Raw genomic sequence first — 24,755 nt, 5'->3', positions numbered from 1 at the left:
CAGCTTTAGCCCATTCACACGGGGCTGTCATGATATGACGGACTCGGCCATAATATGGGCCATGTCACCCATCACTGCACGTCCCATTCCGGCTCTGCGCCCGCTTCTGGCCATCGAGACCTCCTGCGACGACACGGCCTGCGCCATTCTCGCTTACGACGGCACGATCCTGGCCGAAGGCGTCCTCTCCCAGACCGACCATGCCATTCTCGGCGGCGTCGTCCCGGAAATCGCCGCCCGCGCCCATCTGGACGCCCTGCCTGCGTTGGTGATGGAAGTCCTGAAAAAAGCGTCCCTGACGCTCGCCGACATCGACATTTTTGCCGGGACAACGGGGCCCGGCCTGATCGGTGGTCTGATCGTCGGCAGTTCCTACGCCAAAGGACTGGCCATGGCGCTACACCGCCCCTTCGTGGCCGTGAACCATATCGAGGCCCATATTCTCACCCCCCGCCTCCCCAGCCTCGGCGCGGATCTACACTTCCCTTACCTGACGATGCTGGTCTCGGGCGGCCACTGCCAGTGCGTTTCAGTCGAGGAAACCGGCCGTTATGTCCGCCTTGGCGGTACGATCGACGACGCCGCCGGAGAGGCCTTCGACAAGGTCGCCAAGATGCTTGGCCTGGGATGGCCCGGCGGCCCCGCGCTGGAAAAACTCGCGACCGAAGGGCGGGACGACGCCTATGCGCTCCCCCGTCCGCTCAAGGGCCGCGATGGCTGTGATTTCTCGTTCTCCGGCCTGAAAACCGCTGTCAGCCGCCTGATCGACACACAGGACCCGACCGGAGCACAGGAGGCCCTTCCGCGACAGTTCGCCGCAGATGTCGCAGCTTCCTTCCAGCGCGCCGTCGCCGATGTGATGGCCAACCGCGCCGAACACGCCCTCGCCCTCAGCCCGAATGCTACGGCCCTCGTCGTTGCGGGAGGTGTCGCGGCCAACAAAACTCTCCGTCATGCGCTCGAACAGGTCGCTGCCAGTCACGGCATCCCTTTCTTCGCACCGCCCCTGCGGCTGTGCACGGACAATGCGGTGATGGTCGCCTGGGCCGCGCTCGAACGCCTTCATGCGGGCGAAACACCCAACGAAATCGACACCGCAGCCCGCCCCCGCTGGCCCCTTTCCGAACGCACACCCGCTCACGCCTGAACAGGAAGCCACATGACCGCCATCCTCATCCGCGACGAGACCGGGACAGGCATCAGCAGAGCCGCCCTGCGCTTTGACTGGAAAGCCCGCAGACAACTGCGCGTGCGGGACCTGATCGCCGAACGCGTTCGTCTCGAATGGGACAACGGCAGCAAAACAGAGGACGAAAAAACCGCCCTCGTTCCGCAGGGCGCACCCTGTATCGAAACCGTGGAAGCCGCCATCGACCATGCCCTGACGGGCTTTGAACGCCGCGCCTATCTGGTCATCATCAATGACCATCAGATCCCAAATCTGGATGACGGCATCACCCTCATTCCGGATATGACCATCACCTTTATGCGCCTCATCCCGCTGGTCGGAGGCTGATATGCAGCAGCGTGATCCGGTTCTGGTCGCCTCCCTGCCCGGCGGCCCGCTCTATCGCCTCCTGTCAAAAGTGGGCGACATGGAGCGGGCCTTCATCGAGTGGCGCACCCTGATGCGCTCCCGCTGCCCTACGGTTTTTGAAGACGCCAGAAAAAAATGGGTCGAACTCTACGAACAGCAGAGATGCGCCTACAAAGGCTACGCCTTTAAGGAGCATGCCTACCAATACCGCAGCGATACCATTCCTCTCGCCGCCTATTTCCTGCCCGAGACGATGGGCACAGCGCCACGGCCTACGTCTCCGAAATGGCTGGAGCGTCTCTCTCGCGAGAGCCTTGATCCCAAAGCCCCCATTCCACTGGCGAAACGCCATTCCTACTGGACCCGCTTCGAAATATTCGGCTCGGGTCCAGCCCCGTCCGTGAATTCCGAATCCCATCGCATCATAGATCTGAAATGGCTTGCCCAGGCCCGGGCAGACTATATCCGGATCCCTGTTGAACGCCCTGGCGCCTTCCGCCTCATCCGCCAGCACATCATTCGCTTGACCCTATATCCGAGCAATGTGGACGATCCCGTCTTTGATCGCCTCTCCACCCCGGATAACGTTACGCCCTCCGTCAGAACCCTGCGCGACCGAGCCGCCATTCTCGCTGCCCCCGACGGACAGGACGTTCTGATCCTGGCCCGTACCATTCTACGCGATTTCAATATGGCGGACGGTCGCTGGATCGATGGTCCGCTCTATCGCGCCGCCATTCTTCCCATCCTCGTCCTGCATGCAAACAACCGCATCAAGGCTACTGGCTCTGTTCGGGAAGCAGCTTACGAACTCACCGCCGAGCCAGACGCTTTCATACCGGAACAGGAAACCCTCTGGCGAATGGACACTGCGGCACTGGGACTGCAAAATCTGGGAAAACGCCCTCTCGCGGAACTGCTCAACCTCAATAAAATCCTGTGTGGCTGCCTCTGGCTCGTCGCCGTCAGTGGCGAGCCGGAAGACGTACAACTCCTCAGCACACTGGCGAAAAAATTCCAGAAGAACGAAAAACTCTTTGAGTTCAACCGCATTATCCGTGCCCTCGGCCTCACCGCAGACCGTGACGCCATCAACGAACAGATCGCCCTGCGCCAGAAAACCCGTCATTCCCTGATGCTCGGCCAGATCAACGCCGCCCTGGCCGACTCCGCCCGAAAATCCGGCACCAGCATCACGGAGCTCGAAGAACGCTCCGCCTATACCCACGACCTCGACAGCCATCATGAACGGACCGTTCCGCTTCCCAACGGCCTGACCGCGACCCTGTCCCTCAAAACCAACGCCTCCGGCACGATCACACTGTTCTCCGCCGATGGCACCGAACTGCGCCCGGTCCCTCCCGCAATCCGAGCCGAACTCAAAACCATCCGTGCCTATGAAAAACTCAGGGAAGAAGCCCGCGACCTGACAAAGGAAATGCAGGCCCACCGCCTGCGTCTCGAACGCTCCTGGCTCACTCAGGAGCGCTGGACCGCCGAACGTTTCCGCACAAACTATCTGGCCCATCCCGTCCTGTCCTGGCTCGCCCACCGCCAGATCTGGACCCTCACTGCGCCCGACGGCACACAGCGCACCGTCCTCTTCCCAAACGGCACACCCATCGCCCCGGACGGCACCCCGACAACTCCCCTGCGCGACGACGAAACCCTTACACTCTGGCATCCGCTGGACGTTGATATGGCCTTCGTCAACCAGTGGCGCGACACACTGGAAGCCATCGCCCTCGTCCAGCCCATCCGTCAGGCCTGGCGCGAAACCTATGTCCTGACGGACGCCGAGCGCGCCACGTCTCCGGCCTCCCTTCGCTACGCAAGGCAGGTCCTGCGTCAGGCACAGTCCGTCGAACTCGGCCGCCAGCGCGGCTGGCGCGTGCGCACCCTGAGCATGCACATGCCCTCAAGCGAGGGCGAACCCACCAGCCTGACCATTCCCGCCGCCGGTCTGCATGCTGAAATCTGGACCGCCGGCGTCGATGGACAGGCCGCTTTCCATCATGGAACATTCACCCATATCCTCACAGATCGGGTCCAGTTCCGCACCGTCACGGACAAGGGCTCGTGGCGTCAGGACGGCGGCAAAAAGCTCACCATCGGCAAGGACACGGTCGCGCTCGAAGACGTCCCACCGCTGATTTTTTCGGAAGTCATGCGCGATCTGGACCTCTTCGTGAGCGTGGCCTCAATCGGCCTTGAAGTCACCTATCTCGACGGCGCGGAAGGCCGTTCCATCGGCGAATGGCGCCGCCTGAGTGATCTCGCCATGTGGAAGCAGGACGAAACCACCTCCCTCAACGGCCGCGCCCGCATCCGTTATGAGACGCTTGAACGGATCCTCCCCCGTCTCACCATCGCGGACCGCCTCGAACTTACCGACACGCATGCCCATGTCCGCGGCGTCCTGCACAGCTACCGGATCCATATTGGAACGGGAAACATCTTCCTCGATCCCGACCGGCGCTATATCTGCATCGTACCCGACTCCCGCAAAAAGAAATTCAGCATCGCCCTGCCCTTCGACGACGACCAGACCCTCTCGGTCATCCTGTCGAAAATCTTCCTTCTCGCTGCCGATGACAAAATCAACGATCCCGTCATCCTCAGGCAGTTCCCCGCCTCCCCCCCGGAAAACGTCTCTTGAACTACCGCCACATCTACCACGCCGGAAACTTCGCCGACTGCATGAAGCACGCCCTGCTTCTCGCACTGATCAAGGCCCTGAAGCGCAAACCCGCAGGCTTCGTCGTCCTCGATACCCATGCCGGATGCGGCCGCTACGACCTCACGTCAGAAGAAGCCGAGAAGACCGGGGAATGGCGCGCAGGCATCGGCCGCCTGCTTGACGGTCCGGCAGCCCCGGCCCTTGCGGATTATCTCAACGCCGTCCGCCCCAACGTGCAGGATCGGCACCGCTACCCCGGCTCCCCGGCCTTCGCCCGCACCGAACTGCGCCCGCAAGACCAGCTCATCGCCTGCGAACTGCACCCGGAAGACGTCAGGCCCCTCCGCCGCCTCTTCCACGCAGATCCGCAGGCGGCCGTGCATCATCGTGACGGTTACGAGGCCCTGCGCGCACTCCTGCCGCCTAAGGATTTTAAACGCGGCCTCATTCTCATTGATCCGCCGTTTGAAAAACCGGACGATTTCGCCCGCTGCGCCGAGGCCATCGCCCTGATCCGCAATCGTTTTCGCGCCGGGATCATCGCCGTCTGGTACCCGATCAAGCATCGCACACCCGTCCGCACCTTCTACACGGCCCTTCAGGACGCGGGCATCCGGGACATGCTCGCCTGCGAGTTCCTGCTCCGCCCGCCTGTGGATCCGTCCCGCCTGAATGGCTGTGGCTTGCTGGTCGTCAACGCACCGTTTGGCTTTGAGGATGAGGCCCGCAACATTCTTGAAGCCCTCGCCACCGGCCTGCGTTCCCCCGATGCCGAAGACATCCAGATCAATATCGAACGGCTGGCAGAGGAATAATCATGAGCAGACGTCCGCATATCACCGTTATCGGCGCCGGAGCCTGGGGAACCGCACTGGCCTGCGCCATGGCGGCCACCGGCGCGGACGTCACCCTCTGGATGCGAAACCCCGTTCCGCCGGCAACCCGAACCCTGCCGCGCCTGCCGGACGTCATCCTGCCCGACACCATCACCATCACGGGCGATTTTCCGCGTACAGCCGATGTCGTTTTGCTCGTGACCCCGGTGCAGACCGCCCGCGACGTCTCAACGCGCCTTCAGACCGTTCTTGATCCCACGGTTCCGGTCGTGACCTGTTGCAAGGGGCTAGAACAGGCCACATCCCTCCTGCCACTCGATGTGCTAGCGCAGACCATGCCAAACCGCCCGACGGGCGTCCTCTCTGGTCCGAATTTCGCTATAGAAATCGCCAAGGGCCTCCCCGCTGCAGCAACGCTGGCCTGCGCGGACATTGCGCTTGCACAGGCTCTCACGGCGCTTCTCAACACATCCAGCTTCCGTCTCTATGCCAGCGATGATGCTGCCGGTGTCCAGCTTGCGGGTGCCGCCAAGAACGTCATCGCCATCGGCGCGGGTATTACGATCGGTGCGGGACTGGGCGAAAATGCCCGCGCAGCCCTTATCACCCGGGCAGTCGCCGAAATCGGCCGCCTCGCCGAAGCCACTGGAGGTCGCGCCAGCACGCTTGCCGGCCTCGCGGGCATGGGAGACCTTATTCTGACCTGTACGAGTCGCGGCTCCCGTAATTACAGTGTCGGACTGGAACTCGGTGAAGGTCGATCACTCGCGGATATTCTCGCCTCACGCACGACGGTCGCGGAAGGCGTTCTGACCGCGCCCGCCATGCTCGCCCTCGCCCGCAGACACAACGTACGGGTGCCGATCATCGAAACCGTCACCCGCCTTCTCAACGAAGGCGTTTCAATCGAGGAAGCGCGCCATCTTCTACTGGACCGCCCCCCGACCCGGGAATAACGACGCGGTTCAGTGGAGAACGGCGCAGGCCACCCGGTCTCCCGAACCGCCGATCGGCTGGGTCTGATAGTCGTCCGGCTTGGCATGGATCACCACAGACGCTCCATCCGCGTCCATCAGTGCGGGCAGATTATTGCCGCCCTTCAGCGAAACCAGCGTGGAATAAAGTTCCACCGTCGCTGTTCCGTCTGCCGCAACATACAGGTTCGGCAGATCTCCGGCATCATTGGCATCAGCGTTCAACAGACCATGCACAACTGGCGTCGCCGCATGAACATGCGCACCCGCGCTTGTGAACTTCGGAGGCGCGCAGCTTCCCTTCTCGTGGAAATGGATTCCGTGCCAGCCCGGCGTCAGCCCCTGAACCTGAAGGCGCAGCAGAACACCCTTCGGCGCGCCCGTCACGTCCACAATCCCATGGACCGCGCCATTAGTACCCTTAAGTGCACCCGTGACATGATCCGCCGCGCACGCAAGCGAAGGAACGGCCAAGGCAGAAGCGAGCACAAGAGACAGAAATCCGGAACGACGCATGGTGACACTCACAATTCAGGCACAAAGATGATAATCATTCTCACTTTACTGAAATCATGCCTCTTGTGAGATCAGACATTCGTGAGCGCAAATAAAATCAAACGAACAGACCTGCGATAACCGCGCTCATCGCATTGGATAACGTCCCCGCAGCGACGGCCCGTACCGCCAGCGACGCCACATCCGTCCGCCGACGCGGCTCAGCACTTCCGAACGCCCCGATCAGAATCCCGATGGTGGAGATGTTCGCAAAACCGCACAGCGCGAAGGACAGGATCGTGATCGTCCGCTGCGACAGCGCATGGGCATGGATCAACGGCGACAGGTTCACATAGGCCACGAACTCATTGAAGGCGATCTTCTGCCCCAGCAGTCCACCGGCCACCACGCACTCGTTCCACGGCACCCCCAGAAGCCAGGCGAATGGCGCGAACACCGTGCCGAGCACGTGGGCCAGTGACAGTCCGACCGCACCCAGCAGACCGTCAGCCAGAGCAATCAGCCCCACAAATGCGATCAGCACCGAGCCCACCGCCACCGCGATTTTCGCCCCGTTCATGGCGCCGTCCGCAATGGCCTCGAACATGCTGTGATGGCCATGATCCGCCCCGGCAATCTGCGCGCCGGAGTGGCGCGGCCCCGGAAACAGGATGCGTGAAAACAGCAGGCCGCCCGGTATCGCCATAAAAGACGCCGCCAGCAAATTTTCCATCGGCACGCCTAGCGATGCATATCCCGCCAGAACGGACCCCGCGATGGAGGAGGTTCCGCTGCACAGCACCGTCGCCAGTTCGCCGGTCGACATTTCTGCCAGACAGGTCTGAAGCGCGATGGGCATCTCGCTCTGTCCGAGAAAGATCGTCAGCACCGCCGAGAATGATTCAAGTCCTGTCGTCCCCAGAACCCGCGACAGAGCCCCCCCGATGAGTTTCGAGAGAAACTGCAACACGCCCCAGTGCTGCAAAAGCCCCAGAAGCGCTGCGACATAGACGATCTCGGGCAGGACTTTCAGCGCAAAGACGAAGCTCTCATTGCCGAACAGACCATTCATTTTCGGCCCCACAAGCCCGCCAAACAGGAACGCGCTTCCCACATCCCCGAAAGACAGCACCTTTGTTACCGCATCGGACACGACATGCAGCCCATGAGCTCCGGCAGGCACCCAGAGCACGACCGCCGCGATCAGGACCTGTAACAGCAGGGCCCGCGCCACCAGAGCCCAGTCAATGGCCCGGCGATTGGTGGACAGGAGCGCCCCAAGAAGCAAAAGGCCGGCCATGCCGACAAGGACGCGCAGGATCACGCAGGCAAACTCCTCACCCAAAAACGCAACGGCACAACAGCACGGACGCGACACTGACCGCGGAACAGATCAGCTAAACCCGAAACGACGTGAACCTGTCCATCATGTCACGTTCTGTCCACCCCTCCTCTCTCGCCCGAATCCCTCCAAGACGCTAGGATCCGGCCGACCAATAGGGAGAATCCCGATGACCTGCGCCTACGATTTCAGCCTCCCCGGACTTTCCGGAGATACGATCGACCTCTCCGCCTGGCGTGGTCGCCCGCTGCTGATCGTCAATACGGCCTCCAAATGTGGCTTTACGCCGCAATATGAAGACCTTCAGCATGTCTGGTCACGGTATGGACGGGGCTATCCGGACGGGCTGGTCATCCTTGGGATTCCGTCCAATGACTTCGGGCAGCAGGAGCCCGGCTCGTCGGAAGAAATCAAGACTTTCTGTCATCGCAATTACGGGGTCAGCTTCCCGATGGCCGCGCGCCAGCATGTCCGCGGTCCCGAAACGACACCTCTTTTCCGGTGGCTGGACAGCGAAGGCGGCTTTCTGGCCCGTCCCCGCTGGAATTTCTATAAATATCTGACGGATCGTGATGGAAAACTCGTCAACTGGTTCACTCCGCTAGCAAAACCGGCATCAAACCGCGTGGAAGAGGCAATCCGCAAAGTCCTGCTAGATCACTGAGAGCCGAGGCGCGAAGCAAGGGCTTTCTCCATCATGCCGATATTCCGCAAATCGGCCTTGAAAACCGTATCGAACAGATCCCCGGCCAGCGGAACACGTCCAACCAAGGCCTCGACCGCCACATTTCCCAGCATCCGCTGCAGGATCTGATGGTCCGCACCCATCCGCTTCCCTTTCCAGACGACGTAAAGCGATAAGGCGGATCCGATCCAGCCTGTGCTGGAGATCGGCAATGCCGGTGGGAGCATCAACAAGGGTGGAAAGCGTCGAAAAATCCTTCATGGCACCCGTTATCACGCAAAATGGAGCTGGGAATTTATCTTTTTTCCTTGAACATCCGTATCAAAACCCGGCACAGTCCATGTCAGAAATGTGACAGGAGCCACATCATGAAGGACTCACTCCTCCGCCCGATCCTGCCGCTCCTGGTGGTTGCGGCCCTCGGTGCCTTAACGCCTGCCGTAGCCCATCACGTCACGACATTCCTCGGCCTGTCCGGCATTTTCTGGGCCAGCGCCATGCTGATGCTGGAAGTCACGCTGCTCTGCATCGGTCTCGCCGCGGTTCGCCCCAGCATTGGCCAGTCGCAGCGTACCACCACGACCCCGTACAATCGCGAAACAATTTTGCGCTGAAGCCAATCAGCTACGGCGTGTTTTTCCTGTCACGGACCATATGTCGCAGCGCTGAATGTTAGGCTAGGATCAGGAAATGCTTCGCAATTTCCTGACAGTCGGCAGCTGGACAATGCTTTCGCGTGTCCTTGGCCTCGTTCGTGATCAGCTTCTCGCCGCGTTCCTTGGTGCCGGCCCCGTTCAGGACGCCTACCTGATCGCGCTCAGACTGCCCAACATGTTCCGGCGTCTTTTCGGCGAAGGCGCGTTCAACGCAGCTTTCGTGCCAATGTTCACCGAACGTTACGAAACAAAAGGCCCACAACCCGCCCTGCGCTTCGCCGGTCAGGCGCTCTCCGGCCTGATGCTCTGGCTTGCCCTGCTGACCGTCCTTGCCGAAATCTTCATGCCGCTGGTCGTGAGCTTCATCGGCTCCGGCCTCAACGGAACCCGTTTTGAGATTGCGGTACATCTGTCGCGCATCACGTTCCCCTACATGCTGCTGATCTGTGGCGCGGCCCTCGTCTCGGGCATTCTCAACGGACTTGGGAAATTCACCGCCGCCGCCGCCGCTTATGTCACCTTCAACATCATCGGTATCGCGGCGATCCTTCTCGGCGCTCTGGTCTGGCACAATACCGCCGTCGTGAGCGCCTGGGGGGTGACGCTCTCGGGCCTCGTGCAGTTCGGCGCCCTCTACTGGGCCGCACACCGCGCAGGCATGGCGCCGCACCTGACATGGCCCAGCCTCTCGGCAGATATGCGGGCCCTTCTGCGCCGCATGGGGCCGGGCCTTGTTGGCTCCGGCGTCACGCAGATCAACCTGACCGTGGACATGATCATCGCAACCCACCTGCCTGTGGGAACGCCTTCGATCCTGTATTTCGCGGATCGCATCAACCAGCTTCCCCTCGGCGTTCTCGGCTCGGCTGCCGGGACGGCTCTTCTGCCGCTCCTGACCCGCCATATCGCCAACAACGACCGCGCCGCCGTCCATTCCAGCGTCAACCGCGCCATCGACTACACGCTGCTCCTGACGCTGCCCGCCATGATCGGCATGATCGTTCTCGCCTTCCCCATCATGGCCGCTCTTTTCAGCTATGGTCATTTCACCGTCGCTGACGCTTTCCTTGCAGGCCAGTGCCTTCAGGCCTATGCGCTCGGCCTGCCTGCCTTCGTTCTCATCAAGGTTCTCTCTCCAGCCTTTTTCGCAGAAGGCGACACCGTCACGCCAGTCCGCATCGGGTTCTTCACGCTGGGACTGAACCTTGTCCTCAACCTCCTGCTGTACCGACCGCTGGCTCATATCGGCCCGCCGCTGGCCAGCACGGTTGCCGCTTTCGTCAACTGCACCCTCCTCGCCGTCATCCTGCACCGGCGCGGCCTGTTTGTTACGGACCCACTTCTCAAAGGTCGCGCCCTGCGCATTACAGGCGCCGCGATCATGATGGCGCTCTGGGTCGCAGCATCAGAAAAATTCGTGGCACCCGACCTGCCCTCTTGGCACGGCGTGTGGCGCTTCAGCATGCTCATGGCGCTGATCATCTTCGGCATGCTGGTCTACGTTATGACTCTTGATGCCTTAAAGGTGGTGCGCCTGCGTGACGTCGCCGTGGCTTTCCAGTCACGCCTGAACCGCAGACGCACCCACTGACCCTGCCCTGCCGGTTCACACACCGGCAGGAAGGCGGTATGGCCAAGGCACTGTTTTCCCCTTCCCCGACCTGACAGCCCGGAGACCGGACCCATCGGCACCTTCATGCCCCTGCCTACCGCCGAAAATGCCAGCCCCGCGATGGCCCAGTGGTTCGATCTCAAACACCGCGAACCCGATGCCCTGCTCTTTTTCCGCATGGGCGATTTCTACGAACTATTCTTCGCCGACGCACAGGCCGCCGCCATGGCGCTCGACATCGCACTGACAGCCCGCGGCACGCATCAGGGCGAGCCGATCCCCATGTGCGGCGTCCCGGTCGCGGCCGCCCCGGCCTATCTCTCGCGGCTGATCCGTCGCGGCTTTCGCGTCGCCGTCGCTGAACAGACGCAGACCCCGCCGAAAAAGGGCGAAAAGCCCCAGAAAGGCCCGCTCGCCCGTGCCATCGTTCGCGTGGTCACTCCTGGCACCCTGACGGAGGACGAACTGCTCGAAGCCGGACGTGCCAATCTCCTGCTCGCCCTCGCCCGCAGCCCCGAAAAACGTGTAAAAACGATCGGCGCGGCCTGGATCGATATTTCCACCGGGGCTTTCGAAACGGCTTCGGTCAGCGATGCCGCTTTGCCGGAGCTTCTGGCGAGGCTGGACCCCGCCGAAATCCTGTCCGAACCCGACCTGATCGCGCCAGATTACGCATCCCGCCTAGCTCCAGTCGCGGTCCCGCCGACACTCGACAGCGCCCGCACCCTCGTCGCCCGCGCCTATGGCGTGGCCCAGATCGACGCCCTCGGAGACTTCCCGCCTGAACAGGCTGTCGCCTGTGCCATCGCCCTGAACTACGTCCAGCGCAGTCAGGCCGGAGCACTCCCGCGCCTGTCGCGTCCCATCCCGCAGGGCACGGACGGTGTGCTGGGCATCGACCCCGCCACCCGCGCCAGCCTTGACATCCTCCGCACCCGCGACGGCGAGACGAAACACAGCCTTCTCGGTGCCGTCACCCGCACCGCCACGGCCGCAGGCTCCCGCCTCCTTGCACAATGGCTCGCCTCTCCGCTGACGGATGCCACCGCCATTACGGACCGCCAGAACGGCTGGCTGTGGCTTCAGTCCATTCCCGGCCTATCCAGCGCACTCGGCGATATCCTGCGCCGCACCCCAGATCCCGCACGCGCGCTGGGCCGCATCTCCGCCGGACGTGGCCAGCCACGCGATCTCGCCGCCATCCGTGACACGCTGATCACCGCCAACGACATCACAGCCCTGTTCCAGCCCGTCTGCGACGCCTCCACCCCCACGCTGATCCGCACCCTCACCGCAGGCCTATACGGCCGCGCCGACACCCTGCTGGAGCAGCTTCAGGCCGCCGTCGCCGAAACTCTTCCTGCCCGCATCGAAGATGGCGGCTTCACCGCCCCCGGCTACAATACGGAACTGGACCGCTATCGCGGCCTGCGTGACGAAAGCCGCCGCATCATCGCCGCCATGCAGGGTGACCTGTCCGAAAAATTCGGCGTCTCAAACCTCAAGATCAAACACCATGCGCAGCTCGGCTACGTCATCGAAGTCCCGTCCGCAGCCGGCACAAAACTCCGCGATAACCCGGAGCTGTCCTTCCGTCAGGGCACGGCCAGCCTCGCCCGCTTCTCCACAGAAGAGCTTGCCGGTCTGGACCGCGCCATCCTCGAAGCCGCCGACAAAGCCTCTGCACTCGAACGCCGCATCTTCGCCGAACTCTGCGCCCATATCCTGCAAACTCCGGCGCTCGATGATGTCGCGGAATTCCTGGCCCTCGCAGACGTCCTGCGCTCCTGCGGCCTGCTCGCGGAAGGTGGCGCATGGTGCCGCCCCACCGTCACGGAGGGCACGGAGTTCAGCCTCATCGCCTGCCGCCACCCGGTCGTCGAAGCCGCACTGGCCGAATCGGGAAGCGCGGACGCCCGTTTTATTCCCAATGACTGCGCTCTGCCGCCCGAACACCGCGCCATGCTGCTCACGGGCCCGAACATGGCGGGCAAATCGACATTCCTGCGTCAGACCGCTCTTGCCGTCATTCTTGCACAGGCCGGTCTTCCCGTTCCGGCAAAATCCGCCCAGATCGGCGTCGTGGACCGCCTGTTCTCACGCGTCGGCGGCGCGGACGATCTGGCCCGTGGTCGCTCCACCTTCATGGTCGAAATGACCGAGACCGCCGCGATTCTCAATCAGGCTGGTCCAAAATCCCTCGTGGTTGTGGACGAGATCGGTCGGGGCACTGCGACTCTTGATGGTCTGTCCATCGCATGGGCCACGCTCGAAGCCCTGCACACACAGCTTGGCTCGCGGACAATCTTTGCCACACATTTCCATGAACTTGGTGCCCTAACCGATTTCCTGCCTCGTCTGGCGCCATACACGATGGCCGTGAAGGAATGGCGCGGCGAAGTCATTTTCCAGCACGAGGTCCGTCCCGGTGCCGCCCGCAAGAGCTGGGGGCTGCATGTAGCAAAACTGGCGGGAATCCCTGCTTCCGTCATCAATCGTGCTGGCCGCCTTCTCACACAGTTCGAGCGCGAACAGGCCGATTCCCGCTCCTCGCTCCCGCTTTTCGAAGCCGTGGCGGAGCCGCAATCACATCCTTCTTCTACGCCTGCACCCGATCCCGTGGCCACCGCTCTGGAGGACGCAATCCGAGCGCTGAACCCCGACGATCTCTCTCCCCGGGACGCCCTGCGGGCGTTATACGATCTGAAACGTCTCGCCTCAGGAAACGACACTTGAAAGAAAACTCTTTCTCAGGCGAAACTTCTCTTCCCCCCTTCGCTGACGATACGGATAAGCCCCTGTCTGACCGAACCGCCTCCCCTTCGTGCGAACCGGCCTCATCGCTGACGCTCGCCCTCCAGACAGCCGCGGCACAGGGGCTCACGAACCGCGAAGATGTCCTTTCTGTCCTGCGGCGGCATCTTGGAAGTGGTCATGCTCTGGTCCGGGAACAGTTTGAAAAGCGCCACATCTCGGGAATCGACGCAGCCCGCGCCCTCGCACATCAGGCCGACGCGATGGTCTGTGCTCTCGCCGATCTGGCTGCCCATAAATACGACGCTCCCGGCGATACCCTTTGTCTGTGCGCTACTGGTGGTTATGGAGCGGGCCTTCTTGCCCCTTTCAGCGACATCGACATCCTTTTCCTCATTCCCGGCGACCCGACCCCGGCCATGACCGCGCGGATCGAGTTCATTCTCTACGCCCTGTGGGACCTCGGACTGCGCGTCGGGCATGCCACGCGCTCCATCGCCGAATGCGTCCGCGACGCAGAGACCGATCTCACCATCCGGACCGCCCTGCTGGACCTGCGGTTTCTCCACGGGGAACGTGGCCTCGCCCGTGACCTGCGCTGTGCTCTCGGCGCGGATCTCCAAAACGATCGGCTATGCGCCTTCGTAATGGGAAAAATCGGCGAACGCGAACAGCGTCATCGCCGATTTGGCGACAATCCTTACATGGTTGAACCCAATATCAAAGAAGGCCGTGGCGGACTGCGCGATCTGCAAACCCTGAACTGGATGGGGCGCGCAGCACTAGGCTGCGCGGTGTCCAGTCCCGAACGGAGCGGCGGCCCGGCCGAGGCCCCACAGACACCGTCTTTCGCATCTTTCGGGCTTCTTACAGACCGCGAAGCCCATCGTGCTCGGCGCTCATGGGACTTCCTGTGGACCGTCCGCCTGCACCTGCACTACATCACCGGCCGCGCGGAAGAACGCCTGACCTTTGACGTCCAGCCCGTCATTGGCGGACGCATGGGGTATGCAACCCACGGCCGACAACGCGGCGTCGAACGTTTCATGCGGCACTATTTCCTGACTGCCCGCGATGTCATGCGCCTCACCAGCGTCCTACAGCCCGTCGTGCTGATGCATCTTCAGGACCAGACGACCGGAGAACCACCCCAGGTTGTCCTCGGCCCCGAAGACTTCCAGACCATTGCCGGCCGCATCTGCCCCATCGAGCCCGTAACGTTCGCGGCACAGCCCCGTGAAATGTTCCGTCTACTTGACTGCGGCCGGCGCCATGACCTGCCCCTGCATCCCATCGCAATGCAGCAAATCATCCGCAACGAACGTCATGCCGTCACCCTGCGCGACGATGTCGAAACCGCGAAAATCTTTCTGGACCTGCTCTGCGAACCCAGTGCGGACGACACGAAAGCCGTCCCCTTCTGGCTCCCGATCCTCAACGAAACCGGCCTTCTTGGTCGTCTTCTGCCAGACTGGTCCCGCGTGGTCGGTCAGATGCAGTTCGACAGCTACCATATCTATACGGTTGACGAGCACATCGTCGAAGCTGTGCGCATGATGGGCCAGATCGAAGCCGGTCGCATGGCGGACGAAATCCCGCTAGCCTACACTCTGGCCAGCGACCTCCGGTCCCGCCGTGCGCTCTATGTCGCTGTCCTGCTGCACGATATTGGCAAGGGACGTGGCGGCGACCATTCTGAAATCGGTGCTGACCTCGCGCTGACCATCTGTCCGCAACTCGGCCTCGATCCCGAAGAAACCGACACCGTCTCCTGGCTGGTCCTGCACCATCTTCTGCTCTCGCAGACCGCCTTCACCCGCGACATCGACGATCCCCGTACGATCCTCGACCTCGCCGACACCATCCAGTCTCCCGAACGCCTGCGCCTCCTCCTGCTCCTGACCATCGCCGACATGCGGGCCGTCAGCCCGAAGGTCTGGAACGCCTGGAAAGCTACCCTCCTGCGCGAGCTTTTCTCCCGCGTCGCCGAGGTTTTGGAAGGCGGACTGGCCGCGACCGAACGGGACAGCCGCGTAAGCCATGCCCGCGATCTTGCCCGGGATGGCCTCACCGGCACTCTCCCCGAAAACAGCATCGACCGCTTTCTGGACCTCGGCTACCCCAGCTACTGGCTCGGCTTCGACACCGATACCCAAATGCGTCATGCCCGCATGGTCCACGATTCGGACCGGTACCGCTCTCCCGTGACGGTGGAAGCGTTCCCGCTACCCGAACGCGGCGTCACCGAACTGACCGTCCTATGTGCCGACCATCCTGGCCTGTTCTCGCAGATCGCGGGAGCCTTGGCCGTTGCAGGCGCTTCCATCGTCGACGCCCGCATCCACACACTCAGTGACGGCATGGCGCTGGACACATTCTGGGTGCAGGATGGAGAAGGCTGTTCTTTTGAAGAGCCTCACCAGCTCGGTCGCCTCAATCATCTTGTGGAACAAGCCCTCTCCGGTCATCTCGACATCCGCAAGGGTATCGAGGACGCCAGCCATCACAGCACGTCCCGCCGGATGCGGGCGATCCACGTCCCGCCCCGTGTCGTCATCGACAATACGGCCTCAGACCGGCACACTGTCATCGAAGTCAACGGGCGCGACCGGCCCGGCCTCCTCCACGACATCACATCCGCGCTCAGCAGCGAATCCCTTCAGGTCTCCTCCGCGCACATCACGACTTACGGCATGCGCGCGGTGGACGTGTTCTATGTCCGGGACCTGCTGGGCCTGAAAATCACTGATCCCGTCCGTCTGGCACGTCTGCGCGAGACGTTGCTCGCCTCGCTTACAAGCCGCCCTGCGGTGCCCGTAACCACAGGCTGAGCGCCGTCGCCACGTCGCGCATCACAGCCTCCCATCCGACGGCGACAGTCACGTCCGAAGGAGGCCTGAACTGCCGGACGTCTTCGTACCAGGCGACGTCTTTCCACCGCCAGTCGCCCCCTTCACGATTAAGCAGCCAGAGAGGTCGTCCGACAGCCCCGGTGAGATGCGCCGTGAAAGTATCCACGCTGATGACCAGAGCACACCGGCTGACCTCCCGCGCCAGATCCACCGGTGTCTCGAGAGAAGGCTGCTCCATCCACCCAGGAACATGACCGCGTTGCAGGGCAATGAACTTCGCGCCCAAAACATGTTGCAGGCCCCCCAGATAATCCACCGGTACCGAACGCCTGCGATCGAACCGGTAAGTCGGATTTCCTGACCAGCAGACGCCGATTCGTCCTGCTTCAGGCTTTGCTGGAATCCCCAGATAAGGACGGGATGAAGGAGCGCTCTCCAGCCCAAGAACAGCCGGAAGACTCAACAAAGAGGTTTCCGCCACCACCGGACCATCAGGAGACAAAATCTGTCTCTGATCCAGTTCAGGCATCCACCGAGCAAGATCCGCCGTTCGGAAACGAAGCCTAAGAGGGCGGCGTCGCGATGCTTCCAACAGAAATCGCAGGAACTGCACCTCATCCCCAAGCCCCTGTTCGCCCGTTATCGCCACCGGTTCCAGTCCCGATGACCCATCCCATGCCGGGGCTGCCGCCGTGGAAATGTGCAACAGCGCCAGACGACTTTCGAATTCACTCCAACCTTCGGAAAAACGTCCCTGCCCGAGAAGAATGGTGGAACGATTGAAGCGTGCCCGATCCCGTTCCTGGCCGCTTTCACGGGTCATGATTTCCCGAAACAGGGCTTCCGCATCTCTCAGCCGCCCTACTTCCATCAGGGCCGTCCCCAGGCTGTTCGCGATCCGCCCATCCAGAGGGCTGAGTTCAAGCGCGTTATGTAACGTTTCGCAGGCCGCCCCAAGGTCACCCGATGCCATTTCCACCAACCCGAGACTGTTCAATGTTTCGGCTGTTCGCGTTCCAAGTCCGCAAGCCTGAAGCAATGTCTGACGGGCTTCGTCGAACGCATTGTCTGCGAACAGCGCCGCTCCAAGATTAGCCAACGCCACACCGTCCCCCGGTCTTCGGGCCACGATTTGCCGAAACTGGCCGATGGCCTGCTCAACAAGACCGTCTTCCAGCAGGAGGGCACCGAGCCGGGTCCGGATCTCATCGTCCCGCGCTGAAAGATCAGCCGCCCGCTTCAGTGCATCGCGTGCCTCTTCCCGTCGTCCGAGCTGCAGGAACACATCCGCCAGTGCGGCATGGGCTCTTGGATCGGAGGGCTGCAACAGGATCGCGACCGCGAGAGCCGCCCGCGCAGGTTCCACATGGCCGCGCGCCAGAAGCGCAAGTCCGAGTGTGATATGCATCCGCGCTTTCCGAACAGGCGAAATACCACCCTGCTGCAGGGCACGCCCCGTCAAGGAAATTGCAGTCGCATGCTGCCCCCGCGCCCGAGCCAGACAGGCCATTCCGTGCAAGGCATCCGGCTGAAGGGGCAATGCATCGAGAATCTTTCGAAACCCTGCTTCTGCTCCCGCAAGATCCCCCGCTCTAAAGCGGGCAAAAGCCGGTTCTGTCGGATCGGAAGAGAACGGAGATGTCATTGGAGCTTGGTGCGCCGAAACGTCCAGAAAATCCAGTTCCCTGTCCGTTAACGAAGTCTTCACCCTTATTTGGCCAATATCGCAAATCTAAGACGGTGTCAGAGGTTTTCAGACAATGCATCTTGAACAGAGAACCGGTCCGGTCCCAGGGCTAGTGTACGCGACAGTACGACAGGGAATGACTACTCGGACATTTCCGATTGAGGTGCGCCGGACAGCATCAGGTCACTTTATTTCACGCATGCCCGACAACCGTTGGTCCATCGAGTGCCTGACCATCGAAGCCGCTCTCCTCATGCATGCCGCCGTCCTTTTCCCGGTGGAACATGAACTTTCTCCGTGGCTTTCGAATCCAAAGCCCGCGCCACCGCTTGTTGAACTCCTTGCCCGTGGCTCGGAAACCGTGCAGACCCCGACCAAAGTAGAGACGTAATCCTGAATGGAACGTCTTCGTTCCCAGTTCTGACTTGCCAAATGCGCCCTTCGGGGCAATGTCAGAACCATGAGAACCCGTCTTCTGCATGCCGCCACCGCGGCCGGGCTGACAGCCCTGGCCTTTAGCGTCACTCCCGCCAAAGCCGATCACCCCTGGCAGGACGCACCTACCCAGGCTTCGATCACGACTGATGCGATACTCCCCCAAATACAGCCCACCACGCTCCTGGCGGAAGAAGACGGTAACTATCTCGCCCTTGACGAAAACGGACATCCCGTCCGCATTACAGTCACAGGCGCGACACCTCTTAACGCGTCCGGTGCTCCAACCGAGCGCCTAGCGGCACTGACGACGTCTGACGGGCAACTGTGGGCATTGACCTCTGGCGCCGTCCCTACGCTGATCCGCATGTCGCGGGAGGGAACCGTTGTTTCACGGACTCTTCTGGATGGAGCCGCAGTTACCGGCAGCAATCTGGTCGCCCTGCAAATTCACGGAACGCACGCCTATCTGGCAGACGAGGGGAAAGCTGCGCTCATCGTGGCCAACCTTCAGACTGGCAAAGCCTCCCGTTTTCTTGCCTATGACCCATCCCTGACCGGCCGACACCCCCTTCTGCGGAATGGGCAGCCCAGTATCGGCCCCGATGGTCACCCCATCGCGGGAGGAAATGTACGATTCCTGATGCTTGATAAAAGAGGACAATGGCTTTTCTATCAGCCTGCCTGCGGGCCAATGTACCGGATCGATACCGCGCTACTGACCGATCCTGCTTTTACACCCGTAGAGCAGCTTGACGGCATTACGGAATGGCGCACAACACCCAGTCTCGGCGGCGCAACACTGACTTCGACGGACACATTTTACCTGTCCGACATCGAAGGGGGCAGTCTACTCAAATTCGGCAGCGACCGTATTCCGCTGCGCATCCTCCGGGATCCACGCCTCGTCAATGCCGGTGCCCCTGCGCTTTCCAACAGTCACGAATTGGGCGTTCTTGTCACGGAAGATGGGACAACGCACATTCTTCGCATCGCCTTGCCCTGACAGGTCATGATATAATTCTCCCATGCGCTACCGATCTACCCGCGGCGAGCTGACCGCCGACGCCCCGAATTTTTCCGACATCCTTCTTGCAGGACTTGCAGGAGACGGCGGACTTTACATGCCGGAGAGCTGGCCGAAGATCAGTCCACAAACCCTGCGGGAATGGCGTGCGCTGTCTTATCCGGACCTCGCCGCAGAGGTCATCGCCCTCTTTACGGAAGAGGCAATCGACGTCGATACCCTCAGGGACATGACGCGGGATGCCTATGCAGGTTTTGACCACGCAGCCGTGGTCCCCCTCGTGGAAGTCGAGCAGGACCTTTACTCACTCGAATTGTTCCACGGCCCGACGCTCGCTTTCAAAGACATGGCGATGCAGATGCTGGGACGGCTGTTCGACCACGTCCTGACCCAGCGCAACCGTCATGTTACGATCGTCGGCGCCACGTCCGGCGATACCGGTTCAGCGGCGATCGAAGCCTGCCGGGGGCGGGAGCGCCTGTCGGTCGTCATCCTTCATCCGAAGGGCCGCACGTCTGATGTCCAGCGCCGTCAAATGACGACGGTTCAGGACGACAACATCCTCAACATTGCCGTCGAAGGCGATTTCGACACCTGTCAGGATCTGGTGAAGGCAATGTTCGCCGACCATGCATTCCGTGACGAAGTCTCGCTCTCGGCCGTCAACTCCATCAACTGGGCCCGCATCGCCGCCCAGATCCCGTATTACGTCCGTGCTGCGCTTGCTCTCGGTGCACCGGAGAGGGAAGTCTCGTTCTCGGTCCCAACCGGTAATTTCGGCAATGTTCTCGCCGCCTGGGCCGCAAAACAGATGGGACTGCCCATCAAGAAGCTCTGCATCGGCTCCAACCGCAACGACATTCTCACGCGCTTCGTCATCGACAACGACATGAGCGTCCGCACGGTCGAACCGAGTCTGTCGCCGTCGATGGACATTCAGGTTTCATCCAATTTCGAACGCCTGCTATTCGAACTGCTGGATCGTAACGCTACGCGGTGTGCCGCCATCATGCGCGAATTCCGCGAGACGGGTCGCATGGCCGTCCCACACGATGCCTGGAGCCGGATGAAGGACGTCTTCGAGGGAATGACCCTCACTGACGAACAGACCAGCGAGGCCATGCGTCTGTTCTACAACGAAAGTCTCTATCTCGCGGACCCGCACAGCGCCATCGGCCTCGCCGTCGGCAAGCGCTTTCAGGAACCCGGCACCCCGATGGTCGCCGCTGCCACGGCCCACCCAGCCAAGTTCCCGGATGCCGTCATCGCCGCCACTGGCATCCACCCGAAACTACCGCCGCATCTGTCCGACCTGTTCGAGCGCACCGAACGCTACGACTGCCGCGACAGCCAGATCGCCGGTCTTCAGGATGCTGTCCGCGCGCACATCAAACGCGGCTGATTCCTCAAGATTTACGCCCTCTCCAGCCGGAGAGGGTGCCTTCCTTCGACATTACGGAATCTCATGCCCGATACGATTGAAGTCACCAGACTCGATAACGGCCTGACCATCATCACCGAACGGATGGACCGCGTCGAAACCGTTTCCTTTGGAGCCTATGTCTCCATTGGTACGCGCGACGAGACCGCCGCGAATAACGGCGTCTCCCATTTTCTCGAACACATGGCCTTCAAAGGCACCACAAGACGGTCCGCCTCCCAAATCGCGGAGGAAATCGAAAATGTGGGCGGCTACATCAACGCCTATACTGCCCGTGAAACAACGGCCTATTACGTCAAGCTGCTGAAGAACGATCTGGCACTCGGCGTGGACATCATTGGCGACATCCTGACCCACAGCACGTTCCTGGACGCCGAAATAGAGCGCGAACGTGGCGTGATCCTTCAGGAAATCGGTCAGGCTAACGATACCCCGGACGACATCATCTTCGACCAGTTCCAGGAACGCGCCTTCCCCGAACAGCCTATGGGCCGCCCCACACTGGGCTCGGAAGAACTCGTCTCGACCATGACGCGCGACACGCTCATGTCCTACATGCGCGAGCATTACACGACCCACAACATCACCATCGCCGCCGCCGGAAACCTGCACCACCAGCAGGTGGTTGATCTGGTGAAAGAACATTTCCGCGACCTCCCCGATCATCAGACCCCCCGCCCCCGGGCAGCAGCCTATGAAGGCGGCGAACTTCGCACGACGCGCGACCTGGATCAGGCCCATCTGGTCATGGGCTTTCCGTCGGTCAGCTATCTGCACCCCGACCATTACGCGGTCATGATTCTCTCGACGCTGCTCGGCGGCGGCATGTCCTCGCGCCTGTTTCAGGAAATCCGCGAGCGCCGCGGTCTGGTCTACAGCGTCTATTCCTTCGCCTCCCCTTTCAGCGACAGTGGACTGTTCGGCCTCTACGCGGGGACGGGCGAAGATCAGACCGCCGAACTCGTTCCCGTCATGATCGACGAACTCAAACGTCTTCAGGACGGGCTAAGTGCCGAGGAGCTGTCCCGCGCCCGCGCCCAGCTCAAATCCTCGCTCCTGATGTCGCTGGAAAGTACCGGCAGCCGGTGTGAACAGCTCGCGCGTCAGATCCAGGTTCATAACCGCCCGGTCCCGACCTCCGAGACCGTCGCGAAAATCGATGCCGTAACGGAAGCCGACATCCTCCGCGTGGCCCGGACCATTTTCTCCGGCACGCCGACCTTCACCGCGATCGGCCCCGTCAGCAACATGCCCTCTCTGGAGGACATCACAGCAAGGCTCGTCGCATGACCCTCACGCCTGTCGAAGCCCTTCTCGCCGCAGCCCGCCGTCATGGCGCGGACCATGCGGACGCCATTCTTGTCCGTGACGAGTCCGAGTCCGCGCTGGTCCGCAAAGGCGTCCCTGAAGGCATCGAGCGGTCCGAGAGCGTTGCCCTCGGCCTGCGCGTCTTCCGGGGCAAACGGGCGGCAACAGTTTCGACAAGCGTGCTGAACGAATCCGAGTTTGACCGTCTGGCCGAACAGGCCTGCGCTATGGCCCTGGTGGTTCCGGAAGACCGTTACGCAGGCCTCGCCGAAACCGCTCTGAAAGGTCGTTTCGATGCAGCCGGACTGGATCTGGAATGCAGCGCCACGCCGGGCATGGACGACCTCCTTGCCCGCGCCCGCGAAGCCGAGGATATCGCCCTGTCTTTCGAGGGCATCACCAACACCAACGGCGCCTCTGCCGGACACGGCCGCACATCGGTCGCACTCGGCACCTCGGCAGCTTTTTTCGGCGCCTACAGCCGCACCTCACACTCCACCAGCGCCAGTGTCCTCGCCGGAGAGGCGGCAACGATGCAGCGCGACTATGCCTATCGCAGCGCCGTGCATCTGGAAGATCTGGACGATGCACGCATCATTGGCCGTGAGGCTGCCGAGCGTGCGCTGGCCCGTCTCAATCCCGCACGTCCACGCACCGGCACTTACAGCATCGTGTATGACCCGCGTGTTTCCGCCTCGCTTCTTGGCCATCTGGTCGGTGCGATTAATGGGGCGGCCATCGCACGCGGCACCTCATTCCTCAAGGATAGCCTCGGCCAACGGATCCTTTCTGCCGGACTGACCGTGCATGACGACCCGCGCCGCATCCGTGGCGCGGCCTCCCGCCCTTTCGACGGCGAAGGCTGTGCCGCGCTCGCCATGGATCTGGTCCAGGACGGCGTTCTTCAGTCGTGGCTGCTCGACTCCCGCAGTGGCCGTCAGCTGGGTCTGCCTACGAATGGCCGGGCCAGCCGAGGTGTAGCCTCTCCGCCATCACCAAGTGTGACAAATCTTCATCTCGCGCCCGGAACCCTTTCTTCGGAAGCCTTACGTTCCGATATTACTGAAGGGATCCTGATCACGGAGCTCATGGGTTCATCCGTCAATATGCTGACGGGAGATTACAGCCGAGGCGCTTCAGGCTTCATGATCCGCAACGGAGAGATTGCCGAACCCGTCGCCGAACTCACTGTGGCAGGGAACCTCAAAGACATGTTTGCCCGCATGATTCCGGGCAGTGATCTAATGTTCCGGCAAAGCGTTAACGCGCCGAGTATCCGGATAGATGGCATGAGCATTGCAGGACTTTGATGCGTAAATTCCGACTTTCTACGACCACCCTCGCCCTCCTCTGCGCTGTCAGCCTCGGCGCACTGGGAACAGCGGATGCACGCCCGGGCGGCGGCAGCTCCATCGGAAGCCGCGGCTCCCATACCTGGAGCGCCCCGCCGCGCACCTCCATCACGCCCGGCTGGGCACGCCCGATGGACCAGTCTGCCACTCCACGCCCGTCGCCCAATTACGGGAACACACCCGGCTATGCGGCCCCGCGCCCGATGCCCGGATTTGGGGCTCCGGCGTACCGCCAATCCTATCCTGTCCGCCATCCTTTCCTGAGCGGATTTGCAGGAGGGTTTCTTGGGGCCGGGCTGTTCGGTCTCCTCAGCGGGCACGGCTTTATGAGCGGCATGGGCGGCGGGACGTCGTTTTTTGGCTTTCTGCTTCAGGTTCTCATTATCGGCGGCCTGATCGCCTTCTTTTTGCGCAGACTTGGTGGCAACCGGGGTCAGACCATTCCGACTGGCCTGTCTTCCACAGGAGGCACGACGCCTTTTAGTGGCGCATCGGGAAGCACCCCTGTCACGCTGAACAATGACGATTACCTGAGCTTCCAAAGGCTGCTTCTGGATATCCAGGCCGCGTGGAGCGCCCAGAACATGCGCGCACTCTCCAGCATGGCAACACCGGAAATGACGGGTTATTTCAACGCCCAGCTTTCCGATCTTGCCAGCCGTGGCGCCCGCAACATTGTCTCAAACGTTCGTTTTCTTCGCGGTGATCTTTCCGAAGCCTGGCGTGAGGGGACTCTGACCTACGCAACGGTTGCGATGAACTATTCCATGACGGACGTGACGACGGATTCCCTGGGGAACGTAATCGATGGCAGTTCAACCGAGCCTGTCACCGTGACCGAACTCTGGACTTTCGTTCGCGCAGATGGGCGCGGCAACTGGATCCTCTCCGCCATCCAGCAGGCAGGATAGACCTTCCCTGCACAAAAAAAAGCCCGGGAGCTCGCTCCCGGGCTTTTTTATTGAAACCTGCTCCAGCCCCTAAAGCCGCAGCAGCGTAATCACATAGAAAATCACAGCCAGCAGTACGACACCGCCGACAATCCCCGTAATACGGCTGAGCCGGCGCTTGCGGGCAAGATG

19 protein-coding genes are annotated in these 24,755 nt (G+C 61.8%); 15 read left to right on the top strand and 4 right to left on the bottom strand.

Features of this window, described 5'->3' with window-relative positions; genetic code table 11:
• Positions 1-61: 61 nt before the first annotated feature.
• From tsaD to GKA01_RS01435, 5 genes are read left to right on the top strand one after another with little or no spacing between them, the layout of a single operon-like run.
• Positions 62-1,147 carry a tRNA (adenosine(37)-N6)-threonylcarbamoyltransferase complex transferase subunit TsaD gene (gene tsaD, locus GKA01_RS01455; protein ID WP_146858477.1) on the top strand — a complete coding sequence of 362 codons (1,086 nt, stop codon included), beginning with the start codon at positions 62-64 and terminating at the stop codon, positions 1,145-1,147.
• Between the two features lie 12 nt (positions 1,148-1,159).
• The gene (locus tag GKA01_RS01450) at positions 1,160-1,516 is read left to right on the top strand and encodes a hypothetical protein (protein ID WP_146858475.1); all 357 of its coding nucleotides are present in this window, start codon (positions 1,160-1,162) and stop codon (positions 1,514-1,516) included.
• Between the two features lies 1 nt (position 1,517).
• Complete coding sequence (locus GKA01_RS01445; protein WP_146858473.1) at positions 1,518-4,196, top strand: DUF4132 domain-containing protein; 2,679 nt, start codon at positions 1,518-1,520, stop codon at positions 4,194-4,196.
• Complete coding sequence (locus tag GKA01_RS01440; protein ID WP_146858471.1) at positions 4,193-5,032, top strand: 23S rRNA (adenine(2030)-N(6))-methyltransferase RlmJ; 840 nt, start codon at positions 4,193-4,195, stop codon at positions 5,030-5,032. The genes GKA01_RS01445 and GKA01_RS01440 overlap by 4 nt, the downstream gene beginning before the upstream one ends.
• Positions 5,033-5,034: 2 nt before the next feature.
• Positions 5,035-6,009, top strand: coding sequence for an NAD(P)H-dependent glycerol-3-phosphate dehydrogenase (locus GKA01_RS01435; RefSeq protein ID WP_194265770.1), 975 nt, complete (start codon positions 5,035-5,037; stop codon positions 6,007-6,009).
• 9 nt (positions 6,010-6,018) lie between these two features.
• On the opposite strand, the gene sodC is transcribed toward GKA01_RS01435, so the two are convergent.
• Together sodC and GKA01_RS01425 are read right to left on the bottom strand one after the other, a co-directional pair.
• Positions 6,019-6,543 (bottom strand): superoxide dismutase[Cu-Zn], encoded by a 525-nt coding sequence (gene sodC, locus GKA01_RS01430; protein ID WP_146858467.1) that lies wholly within the window; start codon positions 6,541-6,543, stop codon positions 6,019-6,021.
• 97 nt (positions 6,544-6,640) lie between these two features.
• Positions 6,641-7,846, bottom strand: coding sequence for a NupC/NupG family nucleoside CNT transporter (locus tag GKA01_RS01425; RefSeq protein ID WP_146858465.1), 1,206 nt, complete (start codon positions 7,844-7,846; stop codon positions 6,641-6,643).
• A gap of 187 nt (positions 7,847-8,033) precedes the next feature.
• On the opposite strand from GKA01_RS01425, the gene GKA01_RS01420 reads away from it, so the two are divergent.
• Positions 8,034-8,528 carry a glutathione peroxidase gene (locus tag GKA01_RS01420; protein ID WP_146858463.1) on the top strand — a complete coding sequence of 165 codons (495 nt, stop codon included), beginning with the start codon at positions 8,034-8,036 and terminating at the stop codon, positions 8,526-8,528.
• On the opposite strand, the gene GKA01_RS01415 is transcribed toward GKA01_RS01420, so the two are convergent.
• A complete protein-coding gene (locus GKA01_RS01415; RefSeq protein ID WP_146858627.1) occupies positions 8,522-8,776 on the bottom strand; it encodes a DUF4112 domain-containing protein in 255 nt (84 codons plus the stop codon). The genes GKA01_RS01420 and GKA01_RS01415 overlap by 7 nt on opposite strands.
• A 141-nt stretch (positions 8,777-8,917) precedes the next feature.
• Here GKA01_RS01415 and GKA01_RS01410 point away from each other — a divergent pair, with 141 nt between their 5' ends.
• The 4 genes from GKA01_RS01410 (at position 8,918) to GKA01_RS01395 (ending at position 16,402) form a co-directional block, all read left to right on the top strand.
• The gene (locus tag GKA01_RS01410) at positions 8,918-9,163 is read left to right on the top strand and encodes a hypothetical protein (RefSeq protein WP_146858461.1); all 246 of its coding nucleotides are present in this window, start codon (positions 8,918-8,920) and stop codon (positions 9,161-9,163) included.
• 76 nt (positions 9,164-9,239) lie between these two features.
• Positions 9,240-10,796, top strand: a complete 1,557-nt coding sequence (gene murJ, locus GKA01_RS01405; protein WP_146858459.1) for a murein biosynthesis integral membrane protein MurJ — start codon at positions 9,240-9,242, stop codon at positions 10,794-10,796.
• 105 nt (positions 10,797-10,901) lie between these two features.
• The gene (gene mutS / locus GKA01_RS01400) at positions 10,902-13,553 is read left to right on the top strand and encodes a DNA mismatch repair protein MutS (protein WP_146858457.1); all 2,652 of its coding nucleotides are present in this window, start codon (positions 10,902-10,904) and stop codon (positions 13,551-13,553) included.
• Positions 13,550-16,402, top strand: coding sequence for a [protein-PII] uridylyltransferase (locus GKA01_RS01395; RefSeq protein ID WP_146858455.1), 2,853 nt, complete (start codon positions 13,550-13,552; stop codon positions 16,400-16,402). Before mutS ends, GKA01_RS01395 begins: the two co-directional genes overlap by 4 nt.
• Here the strand turns inward: GKA01_RS01395 and GKA01_RS01390 are convergent.
• The gene (locus GKA01_RS01390; RefSeq protein ID WP_146858453.1) at positions 16,365-18,068 is read right to left on the bottom strand and encodes a tetratricopeptide repeat protein; all 1,704 of its coding nucleotides are present in this window, start codon (positions 18,066-18,068) and stop codon (positions 16,365-16,367) included. The two genes, GKA01_RS01395 and GKA01_RS01390, sit on opposite strands and share 38 nt — an antisense overlap.
• 502 nt (positions 18,069-18,570) lie before the next feature.
• Between GKA01_RS01390 and GKA01_RS01380 the strand changes: the two genes are divergently transcribed.
• The 5 genes from GKA01_RS01380 to GKA01_RS01360 all read left to right on the top strand — a co-directional run bounded on the left by GKA01_RS01380 (position 18,571) and on the right by GKA01_RS01360 (position 24,584).
• Positions 18,571-19,551, top strand: a complete 981-nt coding sequence (locus GKA01_RS01380; protein ID WP_146858451.1) for an NHL repeat-containing protein — start codon at positions 18,571-18,573, stop codon at positions 19,549-19,551.
• 22 nt (positions 19,552-19,573) lie between these two features.
• Entirely contained in the window at positions 19,574-20,974 is a 1,401-nt protein-coding gene (gene thrC / locus GKA01_RS01375) for a threonine synthase (RefSeq protein WP_146858449.1), read from the top strand.
• Positions 20,975-21,037: 63 nt separating this feature from the next.
• On the top strand, positions 21,038-22,303 hold the full coding sequence (locus tag GKA01_RS01370) for a M16 family metallopeptidase (RefSeq protein ID WP_146858447.1): 1,266 nt from the start codon (positions 21,038-21,040) through the stop codon (positions 22,301-22,303).
• Positions 22,300-23,631, top strand: coding sequence for a TldD/PmbA family protein (locus GKA01_RS01365; protein WP_146858445.1), 1,332 nt, complete (start codon positions 22,300-22,302; stop codon positions 23,629-23,631). The genes GKA01_RS01370 and GKA01_RS01365 overlap by 4 nt, the downstream gene beginning before the upstream one ends.
• Entirely contained in the window at positions 23,631-24,584 is a 954-nt protein-coding gene (locus tag GKA01_RS01360; RefSeq protein ID WP_146858443.1) for a Tim44 domain-containing protein, read from the top strand. The genes GKA01_RS01365 and GKA01_RS01360 overlap by 1 nt, the downstream gene beginning before the upstream one ends.
• Positions 24,585-24,755 lie beyond the last annotated feature (171 nt).

The organism is Gluconobacter kanchanaburiensis NBRC 103587, from assembly GCF_007988905.1.
GTDB classification, from domain to species: domain Bacteria; phylum Pseudomonadota; class Alphaproteobacteria; order Acetobacterales; family Acetobacteraceae; genus Gluconobacter; species Gluconobacter kanchanaburiensis.
Note: the sequence above shows the minus strand (reverse complement) of the source record. Positions and strands in the feature narration are given on the sequence as shown.

Excerpts from the sequence above, each read along its gene's own strand:
- tsaD (WP_146858477.1), top strand. The coding sequence starts at position 62 with ATGTCACCCATCACTGCACGTCCCATTCCGGCTCTGCGCCCGCTTCTG.
- GKA01_RS01450 (WP_146858475.1), top strand. The coding sequence starts at position 1,160 with ATGACCGCCATCCTCATCCGCGACGAGACCGGGACAGGCATCAGCAGA.
- GKA01_RS01445 (WP_146858473.1), top strand. The coding sequence starts at position 1,518 with ATGCAGCAGCGTGATCCGGTTCTGGTCGCCTCCCTGCCCGGCGGCCCG.
- GKA01_RS01435 (WP_194265770.1), top strand. The coding sequence starts at position 5,035 with ATGAGCAGACGTCCGCATATCACCGTTATCGGCGCCGGAGCCTGGGGA.
- sodC (WP_146858467.1), bottom strand. The coding sequence starts at position 6,543 with ATGCGTCGTTCCGGATTTCTGTCTCTTGTGCTCGCTTCTGCCTTGGCC.
- GKA01_RS01420 (WP_146858463.1), top strand. The coding sequence starts at position 8,034 with ATGACCTGCGCCTACGATTTCAGCCTCCCCGGACTTTCCGGAGATACG.
- GKA01_RS01415 (WP_146858627.1), bottom strand. The coding sequence starts at position 8,776 with ATGCTCCCACCGGCATTGCCGATCTCCAGCACAGGCTGGATCGGATCC.
- GKA01_RS01410 (WP_146858461.1), top strand. The coding sequence starts at position 8,918 with ATGAAGGACTCACTCCTCCGCCCGATCCTGCCGCTCCTGGTGGTTGCG.
- murJ (WP_146858459.1), top strand. The coding sequence starts at position 9,240 with ATGCTTCGCAATTTCCTGACAGTCGGCAGCTGGACAATGCTTTCGCGT.
- mutS (WP_146858457.1), top strand. The coding sequence starts at position 10,902 with ATGCCCCTGCCTACCGCCGAAAATGCCAGCCCCGCGATGGCCCAGTGG.
- GKA01_RS01390 (WP_146858453.1), bottom strand. The coding sequence starts at position 18,068 with ATGACATCTCCGTTCTCTTCCGATCCGACAGAACCGGCTTTTGCCCGC.
- GKA01_RS01380 (WP_146858451.1), top strand. The coding sequence starts at position 18,571 with ATGAGAACCCGTCTTCTGCATGCCGCCACCGCGGCCGGGCTGACAGCC.
- thrC (WP_146858449.1), top strand. The coding sequence starts at position 19,574 with ATGCGCTACCGATCTACCCGCGGCGAGCTGACCGCCGACGCCCCGAAT.
- GKA01_RS01370 (WP_146858447.1), top strand. The coding sequence starts at position 21,038 with ATGCCCGATACGATTGAAGTCACCAGACTCGATAACGGCCTGACCATC.
- GKA01_RS01365 (WP_146858445.1), top strand. The coding sequence starts at position 22,300 with ATGACCCTCACGCCTGTCGAAGCCCTTCTCGCCGCAGCCCGCCGTCAT.
- GKA01_RS01360 (WP_146858443.1), top strand. The coding sequence starts at position 23,631 with ATGCGTAAATTCCGACTTTCTACGACCACCCTCGCCCTCCTCTGCGCT.